The following is a 15,342-nucleotide window of genomic DNA, read 5'->3' as shown; positions in this document are numbered from 1 at the left end:
GCGGGGAGGCCGTAACATGAGTGAATTAACGACGAACACAGCCACAACAGATGAAAGCCAGTTCAGTGAAGTACGCGCCAAAGCGACTCTGGCCAAAAAAAGCGCCGGGGTCATGAACCGACTGACGACAGCACAAAAAAACGAAGCGCTGCTCGCCATGGCTGAAGCACTGGTACATCATACGGAAGAGCTGATTGCAGCGAACAAAAACGACTTAGAGCGTGGACGGGAACTAGGAACGTCGGAATCGCTGCTCGACCGCCTCAAGCTGACCGAGGACCGAATCGGGTCCATCGCCGAAGGCTTACGCCAAATTGTGGAGTTGCCTGATCCGGTTGGTGACACGCTGGAGCATATCGAACGTCCAAACGGCCTTCGTATTGAAAAAATACGCGTGCCGCTGGGTGTCATCGGCATCATCTATGAAGCGCGTCCGAATGTGACGGTGGATGCTGCAGGCCTATGTCTGAAAACAGGAAATCCGGTTGTGCTGCGCGGTGGCTCGGCTGCTCTATTTTCCAACCGCAAAATCATTGAAGTCCTTCAACAGGCATTGGATACAACTGCTGTACCGCGCGATGCGCTTCAGCTCATTGAAGATTCAGACCGCGCCTCTGTCAATGAAATGCTCACGCTGAACGGCTTGCTGGATGTGATCATTCCACGCGGCGGGCGCTCGCTTATTCAAAATGTTGTTCAGAATTCTACTGTGCCTGTCATTGAAACCGGAGCTGGTGTGTGCCACACCTATTTGGACGCTACGGCAGATACACAAATGGCTGAGGCGATTACGCTGAACGCCAAGGTGCAAAGACCGTCCGTATGTAACTCCATGGAAACCCTGCTCGTTCACTCGGATTATGCACAGGCACATCTGACGAGTTTGGCAGAAAGCTTCCGTGAGGCCGGGGTCGAGCTACGCGGCTGCGCACGGACACGGGAACTGGCTCCCTGGGCTGTTCCAGCCACGGAAGAGGATTATGGCACCGAGTATAATGATTACATTATGAACATCAAGGTCGTAGACCATTTGGACGAAGTGCTGGAGCATATTGCCCGGTACGGTACGATGCACTCGGAGTGTATTGTGACCGCAGATGAAGCCCATGCCGAACGTTTTCTGCAAGAAGTGGACGCAGCAGCCGTGTATCACAATGCCTCCACCCGCTTCACGGATGGCTTTGAGTTCGGATTTGGTGCCGAGATCGGGATCAGTACGCAAAAATTACATGCCCGCGGTCCAATGGGACTGCCTGCGCTGACTTCAACCAAATATCGTGTGTACGGTACTGGACAAATCAGGGAATAATATCATTTATCAATCCGTATCCTTGGAGGTTATGAAACCATGTGTGAATCACAAACAAAGGCTTTAATTCAAGAGCAAATTACGTTTTTCGGAGCAGGCTCGATGGCAGAGGCTATTATCCGCGGGATGATGGCCCGTTCCGTTGTCAAACGTGGCGGTATTACGGTCATCAACCGCAGCAATCAGGCACGCCTGGAGGAACTTCAACAGCAATATGGGGTGTTGTTCCAAACCGAGGATGCCGCCAAAATCGAGCTACTGCGCCGTTCTCCCGTGATTGTGCTTGCTATGAAGCCCAAGGATGCTGCACAAGCCCTTGGACAGCTCGGTCCGCTCCTGTCAGATGGGCAGTTGATCATTTCGGTGATCGCCGGACTATCCATTCGTACGATGCAGACGTTGCTTGGCCGCAAGCAGCCCATCGCCCGGACGATGCCGAACACATCCAGTTCGATTGGACTGGGAGCCACAGGCATCAGCTTTTCCAAGGAGATTAGTGAAGAACAGCGTAAAAACGTACTTACGATATTCGAATCTGTGGGTACGGTGACGGTTATAGAAGAAGAGAAAATGGATGTATTGACCGGAATTTCCGGAAGCGGCCCTGCCTATGTCTACTACTTGATGGAAGCCATGATTGCCGGGGGAATCCGTGGTGGCTTGACTCCTGAGCAAGCGCACGAACTGACAGTGCAAACGGCACTTGGAGCGGCACGCATGGTACAACAAACCGGGGAGGAGCCTTCTGCCCTGCGCCACAAAATCATGTCGCCCAACGGCTCGACGGTAGCCGCGTTGGAAAGGCTGGACAAAGGCGATTTCTACGAAACGGTCATTGCGGCGGTACAACGTTGTGCTGAACGATCCCGTGAAATGGGAGCTGTACTAAAGGAGGGAATTGAATGAGCTATTGCTTGGCGACCTACCGGGTATACGATGACAAAGCCGATTTTAACAAAAAGGCCCAATCCATTGCCATCGGTATGACTGTGGGCAGCTGGACTGAGCTGCCGCAAGCCAAGCGGGACGCGATGCAAAAGCATCTCGGCTCGGTTCAATCTGTGGATGTTCACGATGGAGGGCCCGGTGAACGATATGCCGACCTGACCATTGCTTACCCGGATGTGAATTTCAGCCGGGACATTCCCGCACTGCTGGTGACGGTCTTCGGCAAAATTTCGATGGACGGCCGTATCAAGCTGACGAAGCTGAGCTTCTCGGAAGCATTCCGTTCCGCTTTTCCGGGGCCGAAATTTGGCATCAGCGGCTTGCGTGAGCAGCTCGGCGTATATGACCGTCCACTGCTAATGAGCATTTTCAAGTCAGTGATTGGTCTTAATCTGGACGAGCTGAGCGAGCAGTTTACCCGACAAGCCCTGGGCGGCGTCGATCTGATCAAGGACGACGAGATTTTGTTTGAAAATGCGCTGACGCCGATTGAAAAACGCGTCGAAGCCTGCATCAAAGCCGCCGAAGCGGCTGAGCATGAAACCGGTAAAAAGCTGCTGTACGCCGCTAATTTAACTGGACCAACCTCACAGCTCAAAGCGCAAGCCCTCAAGGCCATCGACGCAGGCGCAAATGCCCTGCTGTTCAACGTGCTGGCCTATGGCTACGATGTGCTGCATGAACTAAGCAGCGATCCCGCTATCTCGGTGCCGATTGCAGCCCACCCTTCGTTGGCGGGTGCTTCTTATCCTTCGCCGCATTATGGTATTTCGGCATCGGTGCTGCTCGGTCAGCTCATGCGACTGGCAGGGGCCGATCTCGTCCTCTTCCCTTCTCCTTACGGCTCGGTTACGATGCCACGGGAGGAAAACATGGCGATCCGCGATGAGCTGATCACCCCTGAGCTGCCGCTGAAGGCCAGCATGCCTGTGCCATCTGCAGGGATTCACCCCGGCCTGGTGCCGTTAATTGTGCGTGATTTTGGCACAGATGTTGTCGTGAACGCCGGGGGCGGCATTCACGGCCATCCGCTCGGCACCGAAGCAGGCGGACGCGCCTTTGTGCAGGCGATTGAAGCTGTGCGTCAGGCTGTGCCGCTGGCGGAATACGCCCGCACGCACCCCGAGCTGCAATCCGCGCTCGACACGTGGGGAGGCGAACGATGAGTACAGCGAAGAAACCTGTCATTTTTTGCGATTTTGACGGGACGATTACGAACAGCGACAATATTGTCGCCATTATGAAGCATTTTCAGCCTGCGGGCTATGAGCCGATTATGCATAATATCGTAAACGGACAAACGTCCATTCGTGAAGGCGTGGGTGCGATGTTCGCTCTGATGTCCTCGACGCAAAAAGATGAAATCATCTCTTATGTACTTGGGCAAGCTGGTATACGCGAGGGCTTTGCCCGTTTTTTGGACTATGTACGTGAACAGGATATTGAATTTTTTGTCACCAGCGGCGGTATTGATTTCTTTATTGATCCTCTGCTGGAGCCTTTCGACATTCCACAGGATCACGTTTACTGCAATGGAGCCAATTTCTCGGGGAATCACATTGAGATTACGTGGCCGCATACATGTCAGGAACCGTGTACGAACGACTGCGGTATGTGCAAAACAACCGTGATTCGCCAATACCCTGCCGAACAGTACGAACGAATTTTGATCGGGGACAGCCTGACGGATTTTGAAGGAGCCAAAATTGCTGACCTCGTGTACTCCCGTTCGCACCTGACTTTAAAGTGTCAGGAGCTGGGCGTACCCCATGTGCCCTTTGAAACATTTGACGACATTATTAAGGATTTAAAGCAAAAACAGGAGCAAGGGGTGCTGTAAATGAGCTATAGCTTGGCAGACATTACGTTGGAAGAAAAACGCCGTGCACTGGAAGAACTCGCTGATGTCAAGGAGCTATTCGCATCTCGCAACTGGTTCCCCGGCACGAGCGGCAATTTATCGATACGGATCGGGGATTTCCATCCTGAACAATTTTATTTTGCAGTTACTGCCAGCGGCAAGGATAAAACCAAGCGGACACCGGAAGATTTTCTGTTTGTGGACCAGTTCGGAAAAGCGGCAGAAGCCACGAACCTCAAGCCGAGCGCTGAAACGCTGATTCATTGCGAAATTTACCGCCTGACAGGCTGCGGAGCCGTTTTCCATGTGCATACTGTTTTCAACAATCTCATTTCCGAATATTACGGGGAACGAGGCTCTGTACCTGTACAAGGCATTGAACTCATTAAGGCTTTTAACATTTGGGAGGAAAATGCTGCGATTGACATTCCCGTACTGCCGAATTACGCGGATATTGCTGCGATTGCCAAGATGGTGCCAGGTGTGCTGAATGATCAGGTGTCGGGAATTTTGCTGCGCAACCACGGCATTTATGCGTGGGGGCGTGATGTGTTTGAGGCTAAAAAGCATCTGGAGGCGTTTGAATTTTTATTTGAAACGACGTACCGCTCCCTGCTGCTGAGACCTTAATAATGAAGAACAACTTGCTACATGCGCGCCTGTTTTAATTAGAAAGTGCAAATTGAATCAGAGAACGTAGCCCAAGCGAAAGCGGGGGAGCGTTCTCTTTTTTTAATGCAAAGGCAGCCTTGGACGTGTATATAAAGTCCCGGACTGCCTTTGTATCATTATGGAATCAACCTGATTATATAAGCGGGATAGAGTCTCTAGTTATTTATTTAGTAACCATTGCTCACAAGTATCGGCCCGTAGCTGTAACTTATTAAAAAGCACGCCAGCATGGTAGCCGTCGCAAACAACCATATCCTATCACAATACCGGCATATTATTTTGCACTGCTATTAATAAACTCTGATCATTTCACGTCATTATAGCACGCTGCGAGAAAGGATGCTCTTCAGGCTTTGTACAGCCTCACGGGGGGCTTCTGCCCATGAAATGGCTGAAATGACCGCTATGCCGTCCGCGCCAGCCTGTAGGACGCTGGCTGCATTGTCCGCTGTAATGCCGCCAATGCCTACCAGCGGAAGGCTTGCACCACCTGCACGTAGCCTGCGGACCAGCTCCGGTCCCTGCACAGGATGTGCATCCGGCTTGGAACGAGTCGGGAACATTGGCCCTGTGCCCGCATAATCAGCGCCAGCGCGTACCGCCTGCTCCGCTTCTGTTAGACTGTGTACCGATACGCCGATGATTTTATCGCTCATTCGGGAGCGCACGTGGGCTGCAGGCTCGTCATCTTGTCCAAGATGGACGCCGTCTGCATCCACAGCCAAAGCAAGCTCGACATCATCATTGATGAGAAATGGAACGTCATACTGATGACACAGCCTCCGGGCGGCTTGGGCAAATTCGTGCAAGCGACTTCCCGTCAGACAGCCCGCACCCTTTTCACGCAATTGAAAAAGGGTCACACCTCCCTGCAACGCTTCCTCCAAAACCACCAGCGGATCACGGCCGCAATTCACACTCCCCATGACCAAATAAAGACGCAGATGTTCCCGCATACGCCCTATATCAACTCTTGGCATCGCTTTGTTCCTCCCTCATTGCCCTGCTCCATACAGACGCCCCTTCTCCTGTCCAGCGTGCATTCCATGCCCAATGGTTCGTCGGTCCATGCCCACTGCCGATACCCAAGCCCTGCTCAATCGCCGCCTGTATAAAAGCCTTGGCCGTCTGCGCCGCCACGGGTACACTTCGCCCTGCCGCCAATCCAGCCGCCAGCGCCGCCGAAAAGGTGCAGCCCGTTCCATGGGTATGCGGAGTATGAATTCGGGGGCCGTCCAGTTCGGTAAAGTTGCGCCCATCGAACAACAAATCCACTGACCGATCCGCTTCCGCGCTGTGCCCTCCCTTGATGATCACGTAGCCGCTCCCTAAATCAGCCAGCATTCGAGCCGCTTCCTTCGCATTCTCGCGACTAGAGAGAACTAGTCCAGTCAACGCCTCCACTTCCGGAACATTCGGGGTGACTACCTTTGCCAAAGGTAATAAATACGATTTTAGCGTTTCCACTGCCTCGTCATGAAGTAGAGAAGCTCCGCCTTTGGCGATCATTACCGGGTCTACGACAACATTAGGCCACCGAAACTGGCGAATTCGCGCGGCCACCTGACGAATGACCTCAGCCCCCACGAGCATACCCGTTTTAACGGCATCAGGTGGTAAATCCGTACCTATGGACTGTAATTGAGCTTCCACCATGGCAACAGGGACAGGATGAACAGCTTGTACACCGCGTGTATTTTGAGCAGTAACTCCCGTCAGGGCAGACATGCCGTACACGCCCAGCTCCTGAAAGGTTTTTAAATCAGCCTGTATGCCTGCACCCCCTCCGCTGTCCGAGCCTGCAATGGTCAATGCTTTGTACACCGTATGGGTCATAGTTGTGGCCCCCTGACAACGTCTTGCCGCTTCCAATTCTGCCGCTCATCCTGAATCTGATTTTTGGTATAAAGTAAAATGAATTTCAATATCAAGCGAACCCTGCTCCTTTGATGACAGGAGCCTGCGTTTCTTTCCAGCCAAGAGATATGGTTTTCTGCATGTACATGCTCAAGTGTATGAAATAGCAAAAAAACACTATGCAAAAGCAGAGTGTTCCTACACTAAGGTCCCTGCGCTGGCATTATCCAACAGGTTCATACGGTCTACGACAGAATAGTCGTACTCTCAGCTTGCTTCCGCAGGCTCCCGTGCTATTTTTTTTATAATCGTAACCCTTTGTGCTGTAAAAAGCAACGTCCCCTATTGGGGACGCTCCAGCTTAAATTGCTCTCCGAGCTTTGCATAATCATTGCCGGCCAAACGACTCACCGGACGCAGCTCCTTGGCGATTATGTATGTATTTTGATACGCTTCCTCGGACAAATGATACTGCACCACGCGCCCGATCAGCAGATCGCAGGCAGGTGCGCCCTCTGTGCCCCCCAGCGGTATCGCCTGCTCCAGGACACATTCCATGCGTATTTTCGCTTCAACCACGCCAGGAACCACAATTTTTGTACTTTTTATCGGCGTAAGTCCGGCTAGTGTGATTTCACTTTCCTCCGGCGACAGACGGGAAGCCGTCACATTCACCGCGCCCACATTGTCCTCATCCGTAATATGAACGACAAAGGCTTTTTGCTCCATCGCATTACGTGCTGTATCCTTGGACACCCCATCGACACGTTGCACGGACACAGACAGAAGCGGCGGCTCGGAAGCTACGATGGAAAAATAACTGAACGGCGCACCATTCAGCACCCCTTCATTGCTCAGTGTCGTCACAAAGGCGACCGGCCTTGGGATGACGCTTCCGCTTAACAGCTTATAATTTTCACGCCCGGTAAGCGTATCAGGATTTAATGCTATCATGGTTTCTCCCTCTTTCCTGGTCACATTCGCATTTACATTCAGATTCAGCATACCCATGTCCACCCACAGGTTCCCACTCACTAAATGAGCAGCTCACAAGCACTTTGGGTTTCTATTGAAGCTTCTCCTTCTAGTATCGCGTGAATGACGCAGGATGTAAAGCCGGAGCCGAAGAGTCTCTCTATTTTTCAATTATATTTCCCTGATTATCGCGCACGGTAACCGTAATCCCCTCGGGTACAGCAATCGTAACGTCGAGCTGATGCTGGGGTTGCATAAAACGTGTCGGAATTTGGCTCAGTAGCACATACAGCGTATCTCCGATATGCTTTGTCTGATACAGCTCCTGTCCTTTTAGTTCATCCTCGTTGCCTGTATAGACATAACTTCCGAACACATGCACCTCTGGTGAGGTGGTTGCGTCAATTTTGACCGCATAGGGATTTTCACCCTGCACGATCACCTTGGTCACTCCGACAGGCAGTTTTTCATGCCAATCAGGAAGGACCCTTGTTTCCTGAACCGAGCTCATCATATCCCTGACTTGCGAAGTAAGTCCCAGTGAACTGACCAAAGCAAATCCGATACAACAAAAAACCAGGACTGCTGTAATAAACATACTGAACAAATCATAACGGATGCGCTCACGTGTCCCTTTCCACGCCGTATACATTAAAATTTCGAGTCCCAGCAAAACAAAAACGACAGGCCACCACGTCAACGCCTGATCCAATATGCCCGCTCCCCAAAACTTGGAGGCAAACGTTACTCCTCCCAACAAGACCAGAAAAAGTCCCATCGACAGCCTTCCGACCTTCCAAACCCCTGCCGGGGCGTTTGGTGTTTTGGAGGAGCTGCTTTTGTTGGTTGATGTACCAAATATACCTGTAGAGCCTCCTGTATCGCTATGAGGATGATGGACTCCCTTAAAGGGAGCCTCACTCTTTGAAAACTCATTATCCATCCTATTGTTTCTCCTTTACCCGTTTAGATTTGGAATTACCGATCATCATCCAAATACCACCGCCAATCAACAATAAGGATACGATAATCGTCCGTAGATACATGTCAACCAAATTATAAATCTCTTCGTTCGGAAACAGACGATCCAGAGTAGGAACAAGTACGTTGATCAAGATGTAATAGGCACCCAGCAATAGCAACCCCAAACCTACCCAGCGGTGATATTGTGCAAACATCCCGATCACAGGCTTGTCAATCAACGGTTCCCGTCCATAACGGCTTACTTGCTGCAATGCATCAAAAAAGCTGTAAAACCAGACCACCGGGATCAGGAACAAAAAGAGGGACAAATACAGTACATCCAGCATGTAAATGCCGCCTAAGAACAGAAGCATCAGCTGAAGACCACGTTTTTGCAGACCGATGTACATATGTCCCGCCCCGGGAAATACCGATAGAATAGTAGCCAGCATTTTGCTACGCCGCCCCTCGACTCTTCCATGCTCCAGTTCTTCAAATAAAGTCCGATCCTGAAGGATTTCTCCCGCTTGTTTACGATGTACATGCTGCACCGCATCAAACATACAATACAGCCAAATGATTGGCAACACGCACGCAAACGCCATAAATCCCGATTCGTTTGTGATGCTGGAAATAAAAACGAGAATCGTTCCAAAACCAAAGAAGGACATCAGGAAAGACAAACCACGCTGCATCAGCCCCAAATGAAGGTGTCCCAATCCTGGGATGAACGACAGCAATATGGTGAAAAAACGTTCATTGTCCGAGCCTTTTTGAAAAGTAGGCGAACCTGCCAATCCGTAGTGTCCCTGCGCATAATGATGATAACCTGCATCAAAATCCGCTCCTGCTCCTGGTATATCCGTATCCGCGTTCCGCGCTCCCTCCGGAGCCTCGCCCGCCAAGCCTTCATCTCCATAAGGCGCACCTTGGGGGTAAAAACCATATGGATTCGGGCCCGCATGAGGGGGATATGGAGCAGCGACTGCACGAGGATCATAACGCAACAAGCTAATAATGATATGCAGCATACTCAGCCCCCAAAAAAGAGCGGCAACAAACATACTGGCCAATAAAGGCATTTCGTCGCTTGAAACCACCGAAAAAAATATTCCTCCCGCCAGACATCCGAAAAACAAAATGGTGTATACAAACGCATTGGCTTTTCTGATCCAGTAATAGTGTCCCACACCGGGAATGATGTTCAACAGAAATGCCAGAAGCTTGCTTCGTTCCGTATAAGGCACCGATACACTTCCTCTCTAATCTTGGGATTTTGATTAAATCCTCATCTGAAGGTTTGAATTAAACCTTTTTATCTGTCACTTTAATTTATTTTAGGGCTTTAATTTGTCCAGCCAGCTTGTCGTAGCCCGCATGACCTCTTCACTGTAAGAGACGCGTTCTTTCGGAGGAACGGGCTTACCACCGGTTTGCGGCATCATTTTGTCAAAAGCACCACTGGACAGCAGAATTAGCGTCAGGCTTGCTGCAATTACATAGTGAAACACAGGTTTTTCAAACCAGCGGCGTTTATTGAGGATAGCTTGACTTGCTTCTGCTTCCATATCGGGAAGAGCAGCCATTACCTGATCTGTGAAGCGCTCCGTATCTATCCAGGCAGAACAATCGTCCAATGTCGATTCTAACTGCTCCAGTGCGGCAAGATATAAAACCAGCATCTGTTCGTCTTCCAGCAGAAGCTTTTCCAGCCGTTCAGATTCCTCTGTCGTGCAAGCTCCTGTAATATAGGCGTGCCAGTCATTCATATGCCCTTCAGTCCACGGTTTATCATGTTGGTCAGTCATTGCCATTCCTCCTCCTTCCAGTGATTTCGAATCCACTGCCGTGCCCGGTAGAGTCTGGACTCCACCGTTTTTAAGGCTACCTGCATCTCTTCTGCAATTTGGTCATAGGTTTTGCCCTGCATATAATAGGCCTGGATAATATCCCGATGCTGCTGGGGCAGCTGGACAATTTTTTGCGATAGTTCCACATTTTGTTCCTCGCGGATCAGACGGACCAGCACATCCTCATCCCGGGAAGGGAGTTGAACGAGGGTTTCTGCCACATCTATCAGCTCTGCGGGCCGCCTGTCCTGTTTGCGCTTGATATCCAGCGCCTTGTGGAGCGCAATTCGGGTCAACCACGTTTTAAAACCTTCGTTCCGGTACTGGGGGAGAGACTTATACACCTGAACGAACGCTTCCTGCGCGGCATCTTCCGCTTCTTTGCTATCATGCAGTACCGAATAGGCCACATGATACACATGCTTGCTGTACAGCTCTACCATCTCACGGAACGCCTGCCGGTCGCCAGACCGTATTCGTTCAATGATTCTCTCTATATCAATGATGCTCTCCCCCTTCCCAATACTATAGACGCCGGAGAATTTCCCTCCCCCTGCATATTTCTAAAAAATATTTAAAAAAGGACACACCCTCCTGTTGGAGTGGTGTGTCCTTTTTCGCTAAAGCTGCTGTATGCTAAAATTTTACGCCTGAAAACCTCAGTCTATCGTTTTAGCTGCGTCCGCCGCCACGGAAACGCTGAGCGTATTCCTTTGCATCTTGTGCATTACGGACACGGTTGCGGCTCCACTCCAGCAAAATGCGGTCAATATACCGGAAATGTACCTTCCCTGCAAACACCGCTTCCTTCAAAGCGAGCAAAATCAGCTCCTCGGGATAACGATCCTGATCCACCCAACTGGTGATCGTCTCGTATTCCATCGGTGACAACGGTCGGCCGAATTCCTTCTCGAAAATCGTAAACAAATTCCGTTCCTCTGAAGGTGAAGATTCCGATATACCATTTAGCACATCCGGTTTCCCAGCAAACAAAATATCATCGTCATCGTACTGCTCCGTGCGCTCGGGTATCATACATTCCGCCAACTTACGGTACATCCCCGTTAGATTGTAGCGTTCGAATTGAACGGACGAGTTGCGGTCCTCCACAGTATCAATCCGCAGAAAACCTTCCTTCATCAGCTTGCTGAAATGGAGTGCAATTTCGTTCGCTGTACATCCGAGACGGGCCTGCAATTGTTCCCAGGTTGGAAATTCATTGCGTTCGGCTTGTTTAAAAGCAAGCAACTGCATAAGCAGAAGCATTTCGCCATCTGTCAGCCGAAGCGTCTGGTAATGCTTGAGCAGGGCATAGGGAATCTGGACCATTCCGGCTTCCATAGCAAAGGCTACTCCCTCCGCCCACTCTGCCGCTGATGTCTTGTCGAATGATCCGGTCATTGGTTACGGATACAGACGATACAGCATACGTGGGAACGGAATCGTTTCACGTACATGATCGAGTCCACAAATCCATGCTACCGTACGCTCCAGTCCCAGTCCAAAGCCGGAATGCGGAACGGTGCCGTAGGTGCGCAGATCCATATACCATTGGTAAGCTTCACGCGCCAGGTTATGCTCGTTAAAACGCTCTTCCATCAAGGCCGGATCATCAATCCGTTGGGAACCCCCGATAATTTCGCCATAGCCTTCAGGAGCGATCATATCGGCGCACAGTACAACCTCTGGACGAGTTGGATCAGGCTTCATATAAAATGCCTTAATGTGAGTCGGCCAATGTGTAATGAACACTGGCTTATTATATCTCTCAGCAATAGCCGTTTCATGCGGAGCGCCAAAGTCCTCGCCCCACGGGATATCGAATCCTTCACCTTGAAGGAAAGCAATCGCCTCATCATACGTAATGCGCGGGAATTCTCCCTGAATTTGCTCCAGCTTCGAAACATCGCGTCCGATCGTTTCAAGCTCTTTTGAACAATTTTTCAGCACTGATTGTACGATATGACTCACAAATTGCTCCTGTACGCGCAAAGATTCCTCATGATCTACAAAAGCCATCTCCGGCTCGATCATCCAGAACTCAATCAGGTGACGACGTGTTTTGGACTTTTCCGCACGGAACGTTGGACCAAACGAGTATACTTTGCCAAGCGCCATGGCAGCCGCTTCCATATACAACTGTCCGCTTTGTGTCAGATAAGCATCCTCGTCAAAATATTTGATATGGAACAGCTCAGTTGTACCTTCTGCGGAAGAAGGAGTCAAAATCGGCGGATCCACCTTTGTGAAGCCATTGCCGTTAAAAAATTCCTGTACCGCACGGATAATTTCCGCCCGTACGATCAGAACCGCGCGTTGCTTAGCAGAACGCAACCACAGGTGACGGTGATCCATCAGGAAATCTACACCGTGTTCTTTAGGCGTGATTGGGTAGTTTTCTGTCAAATGAATGATTTCAATGCCCGTTACCGTCAATTCAAAACCGGATTGGCTACGAGGTTCTTCGCGCACAACTCCGGTAACATACAAAGAGCTTTCTTGTGTCAAGGATTTGGCATCATTCCAAATGTCCTCGGACACCTCGCTTTTCACGATAACCCCTTGAATATATCCGGTACCATCGCGCAGTTGCAGGAACTGGATTTTACCACTAGATCGTTTATTATTTACCCAAGCGCCGATTGTAACCGTTTCCCCTACATGGCGGCCCACTAGGGCAATCGTACTTTTAGTCGTCATGACCGTCTCTCTCCTCTTAACCGAAAATCAAACAGCCCTTCCCCCTGGGTCAGGCTGTTTGCTCTCGCTGTTTGGTGCATACGGAACCTATTTAAGTGATAGCCCGTATGTATAAAGTTTAAACTTCGGGTCGAACTACTGAACCAGACGGTACGTGTCGCGGGCAATAACCAGCTCTTCGTTCGTCGGAACGATCAATACATCAACCTTCGAATTTGCTGTTGTAATCCGGCGAGGCTCGCCAGAACGAATAGCGTTCAACGATTCATCCAGCTCGATACCGAGGAATGTCAGTTGCTCCAACACTCTCTTACGCAGAACGACGGAGTTTTCGCCTACACCTGCCGTGAATACGATCACGTCTACCCCATTCATTGCCGCGGCATATGAACCAATGTATTTGCGCAGACGGTATTCATACATTTCAAATGCCAATGTAGAATTAGCTTCGCCTTTTTCCATACCTTCCGTGATTTCACGCATATCACTGCTGATACCGGAAATAGCCAAAAGTCCACTGTGCTTGTTCAGCATGGAGTTGACTTCATTGACGGTCAATTCTTGTTTGTTCATCACATAAGGCACGATTGCCGGGTCCAAATCACCACTACGTGTCCCCATCATAAGTCCTTCCAGTGGAGTCATACCCATGGAAGTATCTACGGACAAACCGCCTTGAACCGCTGTTACACTACCACCGTTACCGATATGACAAGTGATGATTTTCAACTCTTCCAAAGGACGACCGACGAATTTGGCAGCTTCCTTGCTTACATAATCATGGGAAGTACCGTGTGCGCCGTAGCGACGAACCTTATACTTATTGTACAACACTCTTGGAATGGCGTACATATAAGCTTTTTCAGGCATCGTTTGATGGAATGAGGTATCAAATACAACAACCTGCGGTACATCCGGCATATTCAATTCGGCCGCTTTAATACCCATCATGGAAGCCGGGTTATGCAATGGCGCAAGGTCGAACAAGCGGCGGATTTCACTCTTCGCTTCAGGCGTTACAACCGCTGACTGCTTGAAGATTTCGCCTCCATGAACAACGCGGTGTCCCACAGCCTGAATTTCGCTAGTGCTGGAGATTACACCATGTTCCGCATCTGTGAGTGCATTCAGCACTTTACGGATCGCTGTAGTATGCTCCAGAATTTCGCTAACCTCAGTGTATTCTTCTTTGTTGGTTGGCTTATGCGTCAGGATGGATGAATCCATACCAATGCGCTCGACCAATCCTTTTGCCAGAACGGACTCGTCCGTCATATCATACAGCTGGTATTTCAGGGAAGAACTCCCTGCATTAATTACGAGAATTTTCATACCCGGTCACCATCCTTGTCGTACTTAAAGAAGCCTTCGCCCGATTTCACGCCCAGATTACCTGCACGCACCATTTTCTTCAGGACGATGGACGGACGATATTTCAATTCACCGAATTCACGGAACATACGCTCCAGAGCAGCCAAAACGGAATCCAGACCAAAGCGGTCAGCCATTTCCAAAGGACCGTTTTGGAAGCTGTAGCCGATTCGCATAGCATCGTCGATATCTTCAGCGGAAGCTACACCCTCTTGAAGAACGTGAGCTGCTTCATTAATCAGCAGGCAAATGATACGGCTTGTTACAAAGCCCGGGGATTCATAAATCATAACCCCTTTTTTCTCCACTACTTCTTCAACAAACATTTTTGTGTTTTCAAACGTTTCGTCCGAAGTTTTCAAGCCACGAATAATTTCCACAAGATCAATGCGGGATACTGGATAGATAAAGTGCATACCAATAACACGCTCAGGATACTTGGTCGAGCTGGCAAGCTCGGTCAGGCTCAGCGTGGATGTATTACTTGCAAGAATAATGTTGTTTGGACACACATAGTCCAGTTCTTGGAAAACAGCTTTCTTCTCGTCCAGATTTTCTGTAATGGTTTCAATGACCATGTCACAGCTTCCAAGCTCAGCCAAATGGGAAACCTTCTGGATTCGGGATAAAATCAATTTTTTCTCCGCTTGTGTGATAGCCCATTTTTCCAGTTGCTTGTCCAGACTCGTTTCAATCATATTGTAGGCGTAGTCTAGTTTCTCTGGTGTCTGCTCTACCAACAGCACATCAATTCCTTTGGACGCGAGCATTTCAGAAATACCCTGTCCCATGGTGCCGCCGCCGATGACGCCGATTTTTTTAAATTGCATGGTTCT

The 15,342-nt window shown here is 49.9% G+C and carries 16 protein-coding genes; 5 read left to right on the top strand and 11 right to left on the bottom strand.

Annotation, left to right across the window (positions count from 1 at the left end; all coding sequences use genetic code 11):
- Nucleotides 1-16 precede the first annotated feature (16 nt).
- Genes ACQ4MX_RS26980 through ACQ4MX_RS26960 form a run of 5 tightly spaced genes read left to right on the top strand, consistent with a single transcriptional unit; the run spans nt 17 to nt 4,748 of the window.
- The gene (locus ACQ4MX_RS26980; protein WP_431088327.1) at nt 17-1,309 is read left to right on the top strand and encodes a glutamate-5-semialdehyde dehydrogenase; all 1,293 of its coding nucleotides are present in this window, start codon (nt 17-19) and stop codon (nt 1,307-1,309) included.
- A gap of 39 nt (nt 1,310-1,348) precedes the next feature.
- On the top strand, nt 1,349-2,215 hold the full coding sequence (gene proC, locus ACQ4MX_RS26975) for a pyrroline-5-carboxylate reductase (protein ID WP_044647541.1): 867 nt from the start codon (nt 1,349-1,351) through the stop codon (nt 2,213-2,215).
- Nucleotides 2,212-3,423 carry a 2,3-diketo-5-methylthiopentyl-1-phosphate enolase gene (locus ACQ4MX_RS26970; protein WP_431088325.1) on the top strand — a complete coding sequence of 404 codons (1,212 nt, stop codon included), beginning with the start codon at nt 2,212-2,214 and terminating at the stop codon, nt 3,421-3,423. Before proC ends, ACQ4MX_RS26970 begins: the two co-directional genes overlap by 4 nt.
- Nucleotides 3,420-4,097, top strand: coding sequence for a 2-hydroxy-3-keto-5-methylthiopentenyl-1-phosphate phosphatase (locus ACQ4MX_RS26965; protein WP_431088323.1), 678 nt, complete (start codon nt 3,420-3,422; stop codon nt 4,095-4,097). Before ACQ4MX_RS26970 ends, ACQ4MX_RS26965 begins: the two co-directional genes overlap by 4 nt.
- Complete coding sequence (locus ACQ4MX_RS26960; protein ID WP_431088321.1) at nt 4,098-4,748, top strand: methylthioribulose 1-phosphate dehydratase; 651 nt, start codon at nt 4,098-4,100, stop codon at nt 4,746-4,748.
- A gap of 359 nt (nt 4,749-5,107) precedes the next feature.
- Here ACQ4MX_RS26960 and thiE read toward each other — a convergent pair whose 3' ends face one another.
- The 11 genes from thiE to ACQ4MX_RS26905 form a co-directional block, all read right to left on the bottom strand.
- Nucleotides 5,108-5,770, bottom strand: coding sequence for a thiamine phosphate synthase (thiE, locus tag ACQ4MX_RS26955; protein WP_431088320.1), 663 nt, complete (start codon nt 5,768-5,770; stop codon nt 5,108-5,110).
- Entirely contained in the window at nt 5,757-6,626 is an 870-nt protein-coding gene (gene thiD, locus ACQ4MX_RS26950; RefSeq protein ID WP_431088319.1) for a bifunctional hydroxymethylpyrimidine kinase/phosphomethylpyrimidine kinase, read from the bottom strand. Before thiD ends, thiE begins: the two co-directional genes overlap by 14 nt.
- A 363-nt stretch (nt 6,627-6,989) precedes the next feature.
- The gene (locus ACQ4MX_RS26945) at nt 6,990-7,601 is read right to left on the bottom strand and encodes a flavin reductase family protein (RefSeq protein ID WP_431091421.1); all 612 of its coding nucleotides are present in this window, start codon (nt 7,599-7,601) and stop codon (nt 6,990-6,992) included.
- A gap of 181 nt (nt 7,602-7,782) precedes the next feature.
- Complete coding sequence (locus ACQ4MX_RS26940; RefSeq protein ID WP_431088318.1) at nt 7,783-8,565, bottom strand: hypothetical protein; 783 nt, start codon at nt 8,563-8,565, stop codon at nt 7,783-7,785.
- Between the two features lies 1 nt (nt 8,566).
- On the bottom strand, nt 8,567-9,832 hold the full coding sequence (locus ACQ4MX_RS26935) for a multi-tm2 domain protein (protein WP_431088317.1): 1,266 nt from the start codon (nt 9,830-9,832) through the stop codon (nt 8,567-8,569).
- A gap of 90 nt (nt 9,833-9,922) precedes the next feature.
- On the bottom strand, nt 9,923-10,393 hold the full coding sequence (locus tag ACQ4MX_RS26930; protein WP_431088315.1) for a hypothetical protein: 471 nt from the start codon (nt 10,391-10,393) through the stop codon (nt 9,923-9,925).
- Nucleotides 10,390-10,878, bottom strand: a complete 489-nt coding sequence (locus tag ACQ4MX_RS26925; RefSeq protein ID WP_431088314.1) for an RNA polymerase sigma factor — start codon at nt 10,876-10,878, stop codon at nt 10,390-10,392. Before ACQ4MX_RS26925 ends, ACQ4MX_RS26930 begins: the two co-directional genes overlap by 4 nt.
- 229 nt (nt 10,879-11,107) lie before the next feature.
- Nucleotides 11,108-11,836, bottom strand: a complete 729-nt coding sequence (locus ACQ4MX_RS26920; RefSeq protein ID WP_431088312.1) for a DnaD domain protein — start codon at nt 11,834-11,836, stop codon at nt 11,108-11,110.
- 3 nt (nt 11,837-11,839) lie between these two features.
- On the bottom strand, nt 11,840-13,135 hold the full coding sequence (gene asnS, locus ACQ4MX_RS26915) for an asparagine--tRNA ligase (protein WP_431088310.1): 1,296 nt from the start codon (nt 13,133-13,135) through the stop codon (nt 11,840-11,842).
- 135 nt (nt 13,136-13,270) lie between these two features.
- A complete protein-coding gene (locus tag ACQ4MX_RS26910) occupies nt 13,271-14,467 on the bottom strand; it encodes an acetate/propionate family kinase (protein WP_431088308.1) in 1,197 nt (398 codons plus the stop codon).
- Nucleotides 14,464-15,336 (bottom strand): 3-hydroxyacyl-CoA dehydrogenase family protein, encoded by an 873-nt coding sequence (locus ACQ4MX_RS26905; RefSeq protein ID WP_431088307.1) that lies wholly within the window; start codon nt 15,334-15,336, stop codon nt 14,464-14,466. The genes ACQ4MX_RS26910 and ACQ4MX_RS26905 overlap by 4 nt, the downstream gene beginning before the upstream one ends.
- Nucleotides 15,337-15,342: the final 6 nt, after the last annotated feature.

The organism is Paenibacillus sp. 8b26, assembly GCF_050626875.1.
GTDB lineage: Bacteria > Bacillota > Bacilli > Paenibacillales > Paenibacillaceae > Paenibacillus.
This window is presented reverse-complemented; position numbering and strand designations above follow the sequence as displayed.

What these genes read in the sequence shown, in the direction of transcription:
- ACQ4MX_RS26980 (WP_431088327.1), top strand. Translation starts at nt 17, where the DNA reads ATGAGTGAATTAACGACGAACACAGCCACAACAGATGAAAGCCAGTTC.
- proC (WP_044647541.1), top strand. Translation starts at nt 1,349, where the DNA reads ATGTGTGAATCACAAACAAAGGCTTTAATTCAAGAGCAAATTACGTTT.
- ACQ4MX_RS26970 (WP_431088325.1), top strand. Translation starts at nt 2,212, where the DNA reads ATGAGCTATTGCTTGGCGACCTACCGGGTATACGATGACAAAGCCGAT.
- ACQ4MX_RS26965 (WP_431088323.1), top strand. Translation starts at nt 3,420, where the DNA reads ATGAGTACAGCGAAGAAACCTGTCATTTTTTGCGATTTTGACGGGACG.
- ACQ4MX_RS26960 (WP_431088321.1), top strand. Translation starts at nt 4,098, where the DNA reads ATGAGCTATAGCTTGGCAGACATTACGTTGGAAGAAAAACGCCGTGCA.
- thiE (WP_431088320.1), bottom strand. Translation starts at nt 5,770, where the DNA reads ATGCCAAGAGTTGATATAGGGCGTATGCGGGAACATCTGCGTCTTTAT.
- thiD (WP_431088319.1), bottom strand. Translation starts at nt 6,626, where the DNA reads ATGACCCATACGGTGTACAAAGCATTGACCATTGCAGGCTCGGACAGC.
- ACQ4MX_RS26945 (WP_431091421.1), bottom strand. Translation starts at nt 7,601, where the DNA reads ATGATAGCATTAAATCCTGATACGCTTACCGGGCGTGAAAATTATAAG.
- ACQ4MX_RS26940 (WP_431088318.1), bottom strand. Translation starts at nt 8,565, where the DNA reads ATGGATAATGAGTTTTCAAAGAGTGAGGCTCCCTTTAAGGGAGTCCAT.
- ACQ4MX_RS26930 (WP_431088315.1), bottom strand. Translation starts at nt 10,393, where the DNA reads ATGACTGACCAACATGATAAACCGTGGACTGAAGGGCATATGAATGAC.
- ACQ4MX_RS26925 (WP_431088314.1), bottom strand. Translation starts at nt 10,878, where the DNA reads ATGGTAGAGCTGTACAGCAAGCATGTGTATCATGTGGCCTATTCGGTA.
- ACQ4MX_RS26920 (WP_431088312.1), bottom strand. Translation starts at nt 11,836, where the DNA reads ATGACCGGATCATTCGACAAGACATCAGCGGCAGAGTGGGCGGAGGGA.
- asnS (WP_431088310.1), bottom strand. Translation starts at nt 13,135, where the DNA reads ATGACGACTAAAAGTACGATTGCCCTAGTGGGCCGCCATGTAGGGGAA.
- ACQ4MX_RS26910 (WP_431088308.1), bottom strand. Translation starts at nt 14,467, where the DNA reads ATGAAAATTCTCGTAATTAATGCAGGGAGTTCTTCCCTGAAATACCAG.
- ACQ4MX_RS26905 (WP_431088307.1), bottom strand. Translation starts at nt 15,336, where the DNA reads ATGCAATTTAAAAAAATCGGCGTCATCGGCGGCGGCACCATGGGACAG.